Raw genomic sequence first — 12,539 nt, 5'->3', positions numbered from 1 at the left:
GGCGCGTGCGAGGATGCACGCGCCGGCGCCGGTATTCCGTCCGCTACGAGCGTGTCAGCGCGCGCCGGCCAGGTCCCGCACCGCGCCGGCCAGCGTGCGCACCTTCGCGGCGTCGCTGGAGCCGGCGGCGTAGCCGGTGATCTGCGTCGCCAGCGTGGTGAGGGCCGTGCGCCGCGCCGCGCCCGACGCCGACTCGGCGCGCTGCAGCGCCTGCCGCACCGTGCCCACGCGCGCCGCCGTCAGCCCGTGCGAGCGCTCCAGCTGGTCCACGTAGGCGCGGGCCAGCGCGAACGACGCGGGCCACACGTAGTGCGGCTGCCCCTGCGTGTTCAGGTAGTCGACGTGCACCGTCTTGGCCGCGTCGATCTCGTTCTGCGACAGGAACGCACTGGGCGTCAGCTCGAAGATGTCGAGCCCGCGCGAGATCTCGGAGCTCACCATCACCCCGTTGTACCAGTACACCGACCACGACCCGCCGCCCGCGATGCGCGTGCTGTCGACCGGCCCGCGGTCGAAGAAGGCGATCTCCTTCGGGTGCGCGGCGTCGGTCCAGTCGAACACCGAGATCCCGCCCTGGTACCACGCCTGCACCATCACGTCGCGACCCGGGATGGGGATCAGCGAGCCGTTGTGCGCCACGCAGTTCTCGGCCGAGGTCTGCGGCGCCGGCATCTTGTAGTAGCTCTGGAAGTTCATCTGCCGGCGGTCGGCGATGGTGAAGATCGCGTCGGCGCCCCACTCGTGCCGGTCGCTGGCGCGGCACTTGGCCTGCCCGCCGCCGCCCCACTCGTCGCTGAACAGGATCTTGCTGGCGTCGTTGTTGAACGTGGCCGAGTGCCAGTACGAGAAGTTGCTGTCGGCCACCGCCGCGATGCGCACCGGGTGCGCCGGGTCGCGGATGTCCAGCAGCATCCCGTAGCCCTCGCAGGCGCCGCCGGCCAGCCCCATCGCCGGGTACACGGTGATGTCGTGGCACTGCGTGGGCCCGGTGCGGCGCGCCTGCTGGTCGCCGAACATGCGGTCCACGATCGCCTGGATGGAGCCGCGCAGCGCCGCGCTGTCGGCCGCCGTGGCCGCGCCCGTCCCGCCGCGCGCCTTCACGATGCTGTCGAGCAGCGGGTTGACGAACTCGGGGGGCGCCACCCGCTCGCTGCCGAACACCCGCACGGTGTAGGCGCCGCGGGCGCGCGCCGCCGCGGCCACGCGCGCCGCCTCGGCCACGTCGGCCGGCGAGTCGCCGTGGCGCGGCGGGGCGGCCAGGTCGTTGAAGATGCGCGGCGAGCTGACGATGGCCGCCTGCTCGGGGTGCGCCACGGGAACCTTGATCACCTCGATGCGGAAGAGCGCCGAGTTGGGGTCCTCGTTGGGCGCCGCGCGCACGCACCCGGCCAGCTCGTTGGGCGAGCGCACGCCGGCCGAGCCGGAGATGTAGACGTAGACGTTCTCGGGGTCCTTGGGGTCCGCCAGCACCGTGTGCGTGTGCGAGCCGCGGCAGGTCTGCACGTTGCCCACGTTGCGCGGGTGCTCGATGTCGCTGATGTCGAAGATGCGCAGCCCGCGCAGCCGGTCGCGGCTGACGGTGTCCTGCACGCCCTGGATGCCGCAGTCCAGCCGCCCGGTCAGCCCCTCGCCGGAGATGAAGAGCAGGTTGCGGTACACCGACACGTCGCTCTGCGAGGCCGGGCAGACGTACGCCGTCTTCAGCGCGGGCCGGGCGGGGTTGGAGATGTCCCAGATCTGCCAGCCGTTGTAGTTCCCCTGGATGGCGTAGCGGCCGGTGAACGCCAGGTCGGAGTTGGTCTTGCCCACGAAGTCGGGCGGCGGCGGCGTCTTCGACAGCACGCGCAGGTTCCACACGGCCTCGCCGGCGTCGTGCAGCCCGGCGCGCAGGCCGATGCGCGGGTCGGGGTTGGGCGCCTGCGCGGCGGCGGGGGCCAGCGCCGCCGCGGACGACAGCGCCAGGGCCAGCGCCCACGCGCGCGGACGGGACAGGAAGTGCATGGCGGATTCCTCGGAGAGGGGGGATCGTTGACGGACGTGTTGCTGCTGCACGGTGCTCAGGGAGAGGGGGTCGCGAAGATGAGGTCGGCGAGCATCCGCTGCATGCGCGCGATCTCGGTGGTCTGGTCGACGTTGACGTCGCTGGCGAACTTGAACACGGTCTCGTCCTGCCCGGCGCCCCAGCTGGAGAAGAGCTGCTGCACCATGGAGACGGCGCCGCGGTGGTGCTGGATCATGTAGGTCAGGAACAGCCGGTCGAAGTCGCGCCCGCGCGCGGCGTCGAGCTCCTGCATCTGCGCGGGGGTCAGCATCCCCGGCATCAGCATCTCGTGCTCCACGCCGTTCATCGTCATCCGCATGGGCCCGGCGACGGCCTCGGGCACGGGCTGGCGGCGGTCGCGCAGCCAGAGCTGCATGGTGCGGATCTCGTCCTGCTGCGCGTTGATGATGCGCGAGGCCAGGTTCTGCACCGTCGCGCTCGCCCCGTGCGTGGGCGCCAGCCGCGACATGGCGATGGCCTGCGCGTGGTGGCCGATCATCCCCGACATGAAGTCGGCGTCGGCCTTCGTCCAGCGCGCGGTGTCGCCGGGCGCGGGGGGCGCGGCGGCGCCGTGGTGGTGGTCCTGCGCGGCGGCGGGCGCGGCGCAGAACAGCGCCGCCAGCAGCGCCGCGGTCACGGAGCGAAAGAGCACGGAAGTCATTCGGGATTCGAGCTCCTGCGCCCGGGGGGAGGGCCCCGGGTCGATCGTGTGTGAGCGTTCGATACTAGCACGCCGGAACCGGTTGGCAAGCCCGTCGTTTTTCACCTTCGCCCGCGCGCGCGGCGGCGCCGCGGACAAGACCCGCTGGCCTGCTGCATCGTTAGCACCGGCGGCGCGGATCTCCACGAGACGAAATGCGATGACCGTCGCCCGGAAGGCCGCGCTCCTCTGCGGCGCGTCGCTGCTGCTGCTCGGCGCGCAGTTCGACTGCTGGGGGGCCGTGGACGCGTACGACCGCTACCCGCTGTCGCGCTGCCCCGACAGCGCCTTCGCGCTCCCGGCCGCGATCGACCTGCCGCCGTACCGCTTCACGAAGGGCGGCGAGCGGGCGCGGCACTGGTGGTCCAGCCCGCCACCGACCGCGCGGTGCAATGGTTTCGCGGTGTATACGCTCGGCCGTGCCCGCGAGTTTCCGCCCGGCGCCGACTCGCTCTCCGGCCCGGCGGCGATCTACCAGGCCGACGTGCGGCTGAACCGCGGCCCGTCGTGCTCGCTGGACGTCGGCTACGGCTACCTCGGGGCCCCGCACCGGCTCGGTCCCGCCGAAGACCGGGCACGCGAGGGCGCCCGCGACATCCGCTGGTCCGCGGCGATCGCGCGCGGGGTGGTGGCGGGCACGGGAATCGAGGTGCATCCGTCCGCCGAGCCGCACCGCTTCACCGACTGGAAGGAGCGCGACCGGTGGTGCGCCGCGTCCGCCGGCGACTCCGCGGCGAAGTAGCCTCGTCCCCGATCGCAATCTCCACCGGCTTGGCTCCAACCCGCGCCGCGAGCGGCCGGCCATGGATGCCGGCCGCGTTCTCGCACGCAGATCGTCCGTGCCGCTCCTCCAGCGCGACCCGCCACCGCCGTCAACTGCGTCATCAGGAGATGGTTTGCGGTGCACACGCGGCCTCTCCGCGGATCCCCGGCATGGAGGGCCGCGGGTGCGCCGCGCCAGCGGATCGTGATCTGTCGGAAATTTCCGACAGATCGCGATCGCGTGAATCGGAGAGGGAGATCCCCTGTCCAGCACGGGAGGAGGGGACGCGCTCGCGCGCCCGCCCGGCGCCATCCTGATGACGCAGTTGAGGATGCCGGGGCGGCACGCGCGGCCTCGCCTCGCGCGGGAGCGAGGGGTAGACCGTGAGCATTCATCCAGCGTCGATGCCGCCCTCGCCCCGGGATGCGGGCGCGGCTTCCTCGGTCGAGGCGGCTGGCCTGCCGGGACGGGAGGATCGACATCCCCCAGCCTTTCGCGTGCATCCCCGGGCGGCGGACTGGCCCCGCCGCCCGCTCGGACGTAGGCTATCCCCATCACCCGAATCACCCGCCGCCGCGGCCCATCCCGTGGCGGCGTGCCGATCCCCCGAGCCGTTCATCTCCCGATGAGGACGCTTCCCTTCCTGGCGGCCGCGGCGCTCGCCCTTTCCGCCTGCGCGGCGCCGGGCCCCGCGGCGTACGGCTCGGCCGCGGCCACGCCGCCCTCCATCAACGCGCGGCTGGTTCCGAACGAGGACACCACCTTCCACCCCTCGTGGTCGCGCGCCGCGAACATCTACGAGGTGAACGTCCGCCAGTACACGCCGGAGGGGACCTTCGCCGCGTTCCAGCGGCATCTCCCGCGGCTGAAGCGGATGGGGGTGGACATCCTCTGGCTGATGCCGGTGCAGCCGATCGGGATGAAGAATCGCAAGGGCCCGCTGGGGAGCTACTACGCGATCCGCGACTACACCGCGACCAACCCCGAGCACGGCAGCGAGGCGGACTTCCACGCGCTGGTCGACGCCGCGCACGCGCAGGGGATGAAGGTCATCCTCGATTGGGTCGCGAACCACACCGCGCACGACCACGAGTGGATCGCCGCGCACCCCGACTGGTACGTGCACCGCGCCGACGGCACCATCTCCAACGCGCGCGACAACGAGGGGCGCGAGACGGACTGGACCGACGTGGCCGAGCTGAACTACGACAGCCAGGCCATGCGCCAGGCCATGATCGGCGAGATGCGCTGGTGGGTGGAGCGGATGGGGATCGACGGCTTCCGCTGCGACGTGGCCGGCGGCGTGCCGATGGACTTCTGGATGCAGGCCAGGACGGCGCTCAAGGCCGTGCGCCCGGACCTCTTCCTCCTGGCCGAGGCGGAGAGCCCGGAGATGCACGCCGCGTTCGACATGACCTACGGCTGGGAGCTGCACCACCTGCTGAACGAGATCGCGCAGGCGAAGAAGACGACCGCCGAGCTGGACGACTACTTCGCGCGGCAGGAGACGCGCTACGGCCGCGGGGCCTACCGGATGTACTTCACCAGCAACCACGACGAGAACAGCTGGAACGGCACCGAGTTCGAGCGCATGGGCGCCAACCACCTCCCCGCGTTCGTGCTGAGCTCCACGGCGGAGAACGGGATGCCGCTGCTCTACACCGGCCAGGAGGCCAGCCTGAACCGGCGGCTGCGGTTCTTCGACAAGGACACGGTGAACTGGAATGGGCCGTCGCTGGCGGACTTCTACGCGCGGATGCTGGAGCTGAAGCACACGCAGCCCGCGCTCGCCAACGGGCCGTGGGGCGCGCCGCAGGTGAAGCTGCAGACGGACGGCGGCGGCCGCGTGTACGCCTACACGCGCACGCTCGAGTCGAACACGGTGCTGGTCGCGGTGAACTTCGGCGACCTGCCCGCGCACGTCACCTACCAGGGGCTGCCGCGGCCGGGGAGCTACAGCGACTGGTTCGGCCGCGCGCCGGTGCAGCTGGCCGCCACGGGAACGCTGGACGTTCCCGCGCACGGCTGGCGGGTGCTGGTGCGGTGAGCGCCGCCACCTGGCGCGTCGCCGTTGGCGACGCGGAGACGGCGGCGGTCCACGACGCGGCGGAGGGCGGCGACCCGGGCGTGGTGTTCGTCTGCGCGCACGGCGCGGGCGGCCACATGGGCGACGGCGCCATGCTCAAGGCGCGCGACGCCTTCCTCGCGCGGGGGCTGAGCCTGGTCCGCTTCAACTTCCTCTACAAGGAACGGGGATCGGGACGCCCCGACCCGATGCCCGCGCTGATGCAGTGCGTCCGCGCCGTGGTGGAGCGGACGCGCGAGGAGCTGAAGCCGGAGGTGATGGTGATCGGCGGGCGGTCGATGGGCGGGCGCGCGGCGTCGATGCTGGCGGCGGAGGGGTTCGATTGCGACGGGCTCCTTCTCCTCGCCTATCCCCTCCACCCGGCCGGCCAGCCGGAAAAGCTGCGCGACGCGCACCTGCCGAACATCACCGTGCCCGTGCTCTGCTTCAACGGCACGCGCGACGAGCTCTGCCGCCGCGACCTGATGGAGCGCGCGCTGCAGACGGTGAAGACGGAGTGGCGGATGCACTGGCTGGAAGGCGCCGACCACTCCTTCCACGTGCTGAAGTCCTCCGGCCGCACCGACCCCCAGGTCCTCGCCGAGATGGGCGAGGCGACGCGCGAGTGGGTCGACGGACTGCGCGGGAAGGCGTGAGGATCATCCGATATCCGGACAGCGGAATCCAGAGGAGAGCGCTACTCAACCGGAGATTGCTGGACTGCTGTCTCACGCTTGATCGAAAGCGCGAAAATGTGTAGCATCTCAGCGAGGCTTCGCCCGTCCCCAGCCTTTGACCGCTCCGCGTCGTGATTCACACACGATTTAGGGAACCTCTCTCGGAGCCTTAGGACAAAATCGCTATGGGAAAGAAATCCAATCGCAGAGTGAAAGTAAGAGATACACGCTCCCCGGAGCAGATTGCGGAGGAGCGGATCGCGGCATGGAAATCTGGTGAACGACCTACAGGGTTTTGGGTTCAGTCTTATCGTATCGGCGGTGTGCAACTTCGGGTTCTTGACCTCGCGCGACTGGGACTCCGCTCGGTCCCAAACAGTTTGCGAGAGATTCGTAATGTTGAAGTCCTCAGTCTAGCTGGAAACGGCCTCAGTTCATTACCCTCATGGATCGGAGAAATTCCGGCTCGGGTGTTGGATTTGAGCATGAATCTGCTGAGAAATTTGCCGAGAGGTATCGCCGCCAGTCCCGCGGAGTGGTTGCTGCTTGAGAGGAACGAGCTTGAGACGTTACCAGAATCGCTTCGTACTATGTCCCGCCTTTCTGTGCTGCAACTCCGCGGAAACCCTGCTCTAAATATTCCAGAGAGCGTCCTCAGTACCCAACGGCCTGGTGAAATTCTTAGTTATTATTTCGAGTCGCGCGGGAAGAAGGGCTGGCCACTTCTCGAGTTGAAACTCCTTTTGGTAGGACGTGGAAAAGCGGGAAAAACCACGCTGGTAAAGCTGCTCGCGGGTGAGATACCGCGCAGGAACGAAGAAGAGACCCATTCAATTGCAATTCGCGAGTTCGTGCTCGAATGTCCGCGTGGTTCAGTGCGTACGCGGGCCTGGGATTTCGGCGGACAGGAGATACTTCACTCAACCCATCAGTTTTTCCTCACCGAGCGTAGTCTCTATGTGTTAGTGTTGGAGCCGCGAACCGGACTGGCTCAGCGCGACGCGGAATACTGGTTGAAGCTGATTGAGACGCAAGGGGATGGTTCACCGGTAATTGTAGTCATGAACTGGAGTCGAGGTCGGCGCTGGAAAGGTCGATGAAGTAAAACTACGCAGAAAATTTCCATTCATTGTAGATTTTATCTCAACGGATGCGCTGTACGGTGATGGGATCGACAGTTTGCGAAGTTCAATTTCGCAAACTGTAGACGAACAAATGCCAGACGTTTGGCTCCCGTTTCCCGATCGTTGGCGCGCCATTAAGAACCATGTCGCTGGAATGAGCGACAACTTCCTTCCTTATGGACGCTACGCCGAGCTTTGCAACGAGAACGGCGAGACAGATCCAGACGCACAGGCGGACCTCGCAGGAATCCTGCACGCCCTCGGCTTAGCGCTTTACTTCGGGAAGGACCCACGGCTCCACGATACTCGCGTGCTGAATCCTAGATGGGTGACCGGCGGCGTATACGCGGTTATCAGATCGCCCTCAGTGGCAGAGAACAACGGGCAACTCGCGGTCAGCACTATGCCGCGCGTGCTGGAGGAGGCCGAGGCTCAAAGAGTGGTCAAGGCGCGTGACTATCCGGCTGAGACGCACCCGTTCATACTTGAACTTATGCGCGCGTTCCAGCTCTGCTTTGCCAGCGAAGAAGAAGGGGAGCCGGGAGTACCGGCCAAGCGCTATCTTGTGCCAGAGCTTCTTCCGGAATTCGAACCGGAAATGGCAGAACCTTGGGAGGAGGCACCCGTTCGCCTACGCTACAGCTACGAGGTGCTTCCGCCAGGGTTACTACCCCGTTTTATCGTCCGCACGCACGCCTTGAGCGAGGGAGCTCCGCATTGGCGTCATGGTGTCGTACTGCGCCATGGAGAAGCGTCGGCGCTTATCCGTGAAGAGTCGGATAGGCCCGAGCTTGACGTTTTTGTCCTCGGAGGCGACAACGACACACGACAAGTGCTAGTGACCATGGTGCGCCGTGAATTGGAGGCGTTGCACGGCGAGATGAAGATGGCACCTGTCGAAGAGTTGGAGCTAACGGGTGCGGCCGAGAGTTGGATCGGAGTTAAAGCACTGCGCGAAATCGAAGAACCCGAAATACCGATGAAAAAGCTGCCAATCCGGCCAGATGGAACGGCAGAAGTGAATGTCCCTCTCGAACTCGACAAGTTGGAACCCGCAGAATCTCGCGCGATTAACCGTGATCCGACCACCGCCCCGGTGCCTGTGCGCATTTTTGTGAGCTATGCACACAAGGACGAACGGCAGCTTCAGCGACTGGACGCGACGCTCGGTGTTCTCGAGCAGCACCATGGGTTGGTACCATGGCTAGACAAGCGGCTGATCGCAGGCGATGAATGGGACGAGGAGATTCGGCGGCGCCTTGAAGAGATGGATATCTTTCTGTTTATTGCTAGTCAAAGGTCATTGGTGAGTACCTATATAAGAAACCCCGAACTTAGGCGTGCCCGGGAACGGTGGGAAGTTGGTGAGGTAGAGATCGTCTGCGTGAAACTAGAACCGTGCGCCGCGGACGAAGATCCGCATCTTGGAAAGCTTCAGCGGCTGGCATCGAAGTACAGCAGCATCGCGGAGACGAATCCCAGATCGGTTGCTTGGGAGCAGGTGAGAAAGGACCTTTTGCCCGTGATCAAGCGTGTACGCGAAAGAAAACAAAGACCGCCTAATAAGGAGCCATAGTTTAGCGCCAATTATTTGGGGCCGAAATTCTCCTGCCCCTCACACTCGCTGTGCTACCGCGAAGAATCGCTAATAAAGTTGCCCCCGGAGGATTCGAACCTCCACCAAAGGTTCCAAAGACCTTTGTGCTGCCATTACACCAGGGGGCATCGCATCCCTCCGGCTCCGAACGACTTACGGGAGCGGAAGGCGAGTAAAGGTATCTCCGGATCGGCCTGAAATCAACCGGCGGCGGGTCCGGATGCGCGCTGGAACGACGAGGGGGCGGGACCGCGAACGGTCTCGCCCCGATCGTTTGAGTATGGTCTTCAGCGCTTGGCTCCAGCGGTCCGGTCGGCGGATCTTCGGCCGTGCACGCTGATCGGTGCTACAGAGGCCCTACCTGTCGTCTACGGGCGCGGAAACGGCGGGCCCGGGCGGAAGTTGATGAGCTCCAGCGCGCGGCCGTGCTCGCCTGCGGTCATCTGCACCGCGTTGCCGTGCCTGGTGATCTGGGGCGGAACATAGGGCTTCTTGTCCATGCGCTCCTCGCTTTCTCCGCCGGGGGTGTATCCCCGGATGGTGGGGGATCGTGTGCGCTGCGGCCAGTCCGCCGACCGGACCCGGGCCGGCGAGCCCCCACGCGGAGGGCTCGCCGGCCGGCATCTGGCTCAGTGTGCGCGCCAGTTGATGAGCTCGAGCAGCTGGCTGCCCCGCCCGAGGGTCACGGCCACGGCGTTGCCGTGCTTCACCAGGATCGGGGTCGAGTACGTCTTCTTCATCGGTCTGCTTCTCCCAGCATGGGCGTGGATGCCGGCAGGCGCCGCCGCGGCGCCTGCCCTGCCGGCGAGCCCATCTCGCGGACCCGCCGGCACGAACCCGCGGATCACCCGCTCAGGGGAGGCCGATGCGCCAGTTGATGAGCTCGAGCGCCCAACCGAAGTTCCCGAGGGTCACGGCCACGGCGTTGCCGTGCTTCACGACGGTCGGGGTCGTGTACGTCTTCTTCATCGGTCTGCTTCTCCCAGCAAGGGTGTGGATATCGGCAGGCGCCGCCGTGACGCCCGCCCGTGCCGGCGGACGGTTTCCGCCGGCGAAACTCGGGTCAGGCCGCCGCGGCGGGCGAGGACGCGGACGCTTCCCAGCGCCCCGCGCGCACCGACAGCCAGGTTTCCAGCGACAGCGAGCAGAGCAGGAACGGCAGGCTCTTCACCTCGCCCTGGCGCGCCTGCTCGGTGGCGGCGCGGAGCGCGTCGGCGCGCACCCAGCCGCGCCGCGCGATCTCCGGGTCGCGCAGGAGGTGGTCGAGCCGCGCCCGCTCGCGGTGCAGCGCCCACAGCAGGCGCGCGTCGATGCCGCCCTTGCCGCGGCGCGTGCGGATCTCCTCGGGAAGGATGCCGCGCATCGCCTCGCGCAGGACGTGCTTCCCCGCGCCGGGGCGGACGCGCATCCCCGGCGGCAGGCGGAGCGAGTGCTCCACCAGCGGGCGATGCAGGAAGGGATAGCGCATCTCGATCCCCTCCTGGAATGGCCCGCGCTCCAGCATCCCCGACAATCCGTCCAGCTCCGACGCCACCTGGTGCGCGAAGAAGCTCCCCCCGCGCGGCGCGGCCAGCCCGCGCACCATCGGCAGCCGCCGGGCGATCTCCATCCGCCGCACGAAGCCCGGATCGAGCCACCGCGGGAGCTGTTCGTGGGGACGCGCCCGGCGCAGCTTCAGCCAGGTGGGGAGGAAGGGATGGATCGCGTGGCGCCCGAGCCCGGTCCAGAACGACTGCCGCTCGGCGACGGCGTGGCGCACCAGCTCGCGCATGGCCCTGCGGAGGTGGCCGGTGGCGACGAGGTCGGTGACGTGGCCCAGGTTGCCGGTGAGGTAGTGGTCCGGTCCCTGGCCCGAGAGGAGCACCCGGCCGCCGGCGCGGCGCACGGCGGCCACCATCGCCCGGTCGCGCGCCCAGAACGGGAAGTGCGCGCGCGGCTCGTCCGTCCGCTCCGCCGGCAACCCGTCGTCCTGCCACGCCCAAGGGTCGACCACCGTCTCGTTGCGCAGCCCCCAGCGCTGGACGACCACGTCCGAGTACTTGCGCTCGTCGCCGTCGCCCAGCGTCTCCACCAGCGTCACCGTGCCGGCGATCGCCGGCCCCCTCCCCGCGGCGGCGAGCGTCTGCGCGACGGAGACGACGGACGACGAATCGAGCCCGCCGGAAAGCTGCGACCAGATGGGGACGCCGCCCTCCATCCGGACGCGCACCGCCTCCTCGAGCAGATCGCGGAAGGTGTCCGTCGCCGCGCGCTCGTCTACGGCCGCCGCCGGCGCGAAATCGGCCGCGGACCAGAAGCGGCGGCGCGTGAGATTCCCGTCGCGCCAGGCCAGCGCCTCGCCGGGGACGACGGACTGCACGCCCGCCCACACCGTGCGGTCGCGCGGGCCGATGCCACCGACGAGGAAGTCGGCGATCCACTCCTCGTCGAGATCCCCCTCGCGCGCCAGCGCCGCCGCGCGGGAAGAGAGGAGAAGGACGTCGCCCTGGCGGGAGAAGAAGAGCGGCTTCACTCCGAACGGGTCGCGCAGCGCCGTCAGCGTCCGGTGATCTCCATCCCACAGCACGATGGAGAAATCGCCCAGCACGCCGTCCAGGCACTTCGCGCCGCGGGCCGCGTGCGCCGCGAGCACGATCTCCAGGTCGGAGCTGCCGTCCGCGCGGACGCCGCCCCACGAAGCCACCTCCGCGCGGTTGTCCAGGCGCACGTCACCCGCGGCCAGCAGCGCGCCGCGGCGGGCGAGGAGCGGACGCAGCGCGTCGGCCTCCGTGCTCGCGATCGCGGAGAACCCGTCGCCGTCCAGCGCGCCGGCGGCGTTTCCGGGCGCGGCGATCCCCGCCGCCAGTCGAGGCCGGAGTGCGGGCGGAATCTCCGCTCCCGGCGCCGCGGCGGCGCAGGCAAAGCGGCTCACACCGCCACCTGCGGAAGAAGGCGGAACTTCTCCACCGTCTCCTGGTCCTCGTTCACGGGCCGGCCGCCAAGCTCCACCCAGGCGTGCGCGTAGAACGGGTAGACCTGCACGCCCAGCCGCAGCTCCGCGGGGACGCCGCGGCGGCGCAGCAGCACGTACAGCGCGAGCGACTGCTCCAGGCACACCGCCCGCCCGGGGAAGAACGCCGCCGCCACGGCCACGTGCCAGGCCGCGCGCTCCACCTCGTCCGGCGTGAGGCCGGCGCCGGTCGCCCGCTCGCCGAGGCGCCGCCAGCGCGCCACCGTGGGCCCGAAGCCGCGCGCCTTGAGCCACCCGCGCACGACCAGCAGCGCCAGCGCGCAACGCGCCACTGAGGGCACGCTCACGCGCGTACCACCAGCTTCATCGCCGCGAGCTGGCCGAGAAGGCGCGCGGCGTCTCCCGCCAGCGTCTCGCGCGGGGCGTCGTACTCGTCGAACAGTCGGTCCGCGAGCGCGGCGGCGGTGGGATGCTCGGGAAGCAGCGCCCAGATCCGCGTCCCCACCTCGTCCAGCCCGAAGTACTCGCCCTGGACGGGATCGAGAAGAACGGTCCGGTCACCCTCCTGTGCGGCCACAACGTGATCGTTTCTTCGGTACAGAGTATCCAAAGGGACTGCCGC

Annotated in this window: 13 protein-coding genes and 1 tRNA gene; 5 read left to right on the top strand and 9 right to left on the bottom strand. The window is 68.5% G+C overall.

Annotation, left to right across the window (positions count from 1 at the left end):
• Positions 1-54 precede the first annotated feature (54 nt).
• Both VF092_15560 and VF092_15555 read right to left on the bottom strand, forming a co-directional pair.
• Entirely contained in the window at positions 55-2,001 is a 1,947-nt protein-coding gene (locus VF092_15560) for a hypothetical protein (GenBank protein HEX6748714.1), read from the bottom strand.
• Positions 2,002-2,057: 56 nt separating this feature from the next.
• Positions 2,058-2,693, bottom strand: a complete 636-nt coding sequence (locus tag VF092_15555) for a DUF305 domain-containing protein (protein HEX6748713.1) — start codon at positions 2,691-2,693, stop codon at positions 2,058-2,060.
• Between the two features lie 208 nt (positions 2,694-2,901).
• Between VF092_15555 and VF092_15550 the strand changes: the two genes are divergently transcribed.
• The 5 genes from VF092_15550 to VF092_15530 all read left to right on the top strand — a co-directional run bounded on the left by VF092_15550 (position 2,902) and on the right by VF092_15530 (position 8,946).
• Positions 2,902-3,483: a hypothetical protein gene (locus tag VF092_15550; protein HEX6748712.1), complete on the top strand. Its 582-nt coding sequence runs from the start codon at positions 2,902-2,904 to the stop codon at positions 3,481-3,483.
• Positions 3,484-4,129: 646 nt separating this feature from the next.
• Positions 4,130-5,551, top strand: coding sequence for an alpha-amylase family glycosyl hydrolase (locus VF092_15545; protein ID HEX6748711.1), 1,422 nt, complete (start codon positions 4,130-4,132; stop codon positions 5,549-5,551).
• On the top strand, positions 5,548-6,225 hold the full coding sequence (locus tag VF092_15540) for an alpha/beta family hydrolase (GenBank protein ID HEX6748710.1): 678 nt from the start codon (positions 5,548-5,550) through the stop codon (positions 6,223-6,225). The genes VF092_15545 and VF092_15540 overlap by 4 nt, the downstream gene beginning before the upstream one ends.
• Before the next feature lie 506 nt (positions 6,226-6,731).
• Positions 6,732-7,346, top strand: a complete 615-nt coding sequence (locus VF092_15535; protein HEX6748709.1) for an ADP-ribosylation factor-like protein — start codon at positions 6,732-6,734, stop codon at positions 7,344-7,346.
• A gap of 115 nt (positions 7,347-7,461) precedes the next feature.
• Positions 7,462-8,946: a COR domain-containing protein gene (locus VF092_15530; protein ID HEX6748708.1), complete on the top strand. Its 1,485-nt coding sequence runs from the start codon at positions 7,462-7,464 to the stop codon at positions 8,944-8,946.
• Positions 8,947-9,024: 78 nt separating this feature from the next.
• Here the strand turns inward: VF092_15530 and VF092_15525 are convergent.
• The 7 genes from VF092_15525 to VF092_15495 all read right to left on the bottom strand — a co-directional run bounded on the left by VF092_15525 (position 9,025) and on the right by VF092_15495 (position 12,494).
• Positions 9,025-9,095, bottom strand: a tRNA-Gln gene (locus VF092_15525).
• Between the two features lie 240 nt (positions 9,096-9,335).
• Positions 9,336-9,467, bottom strand: coding sequence for a hypothetical protein (locus VF092_15520; protein ID HEX6748707.1), 132 nt, complete (start codon positions 9,465-9,467; stop codon positions 9,336-9,338).
• A gap of 129 nt (positions 9,468-9,596) precedes the next feature.
• The gene (locus tag VF092_15515; GenBank protein ID HEX6748706.1) at positions 9,597-9,707 is read right to left on the bottom strand and encodes a lasso RiPP family leader peptide-containing protein; all 111 of its coding nucleotides are present in this window, start codon (positions 9,705-9,707) and stop codon (positions 9,597-9,599) included.
• 112 nt (positions 9,708-9,819) lie between these two features.
• Positions 9,820-9,936: a lasso RiPP family leader peptide-containing protein gene (locus VF092_15510; protein ID HEX6748705.1), complete on the bottom strand. Its 117-nt coding sequence runs from the start codon at positions 9,934-9,936 to the stop codon at positions 9,820-9,822.
• A gap of 94 nt (positions 9,937-10,030) precedes the next feature.
• Entirely contained in the window at positions 10,031-11,878 is a 1,848-nt protein-coding gene (locus VF092_15505; protein HEX6748704.1) for an asparagine synthase-related protein, read from the bottom strand.
• Positions 11,875-12,264 (bottom strand): lasso peptide biosynthesis B2 protein, encoded by a 390-nt coding sequence (locus tag VF092_15500; protein ID HEX6748703.1) that lies wholly within the window; start codon positions 12,262-12,264, stop codon positions 11,875-11,877. Before VF092_15500 ends, VF092_15505 begins: the two co-directional genes overlap by 4 nt.
• Entirely contained in the window at positions 12,261-12,494 is a 234-nt protein-coding gene (locus VF092_15495) for a PqqD family protein (protein ID HEX6748702.1), read from the bottom strand. Before VF092_15495 ends, VF092_15500 begins: the two co-directional genes overlap by 4 nt.
• Positions 12,495-12,539: the final 45 nt, after the last annotated feature.

The sequence above is a fragment of the Longimicrobium sp. genome (assembly GCA_036377595.1).
Classification (GTDB): domain Bacteria; phylum Gemmatimonadota; class Gemmatimonadetes; order Longimicrobiales; family Longimicrobiaceae; genus Longimicrobium.
Note: the sequence above shows the minus strand (reverse complement) of the source record. Positions and strands in the feature narration are given on the sequence as shown.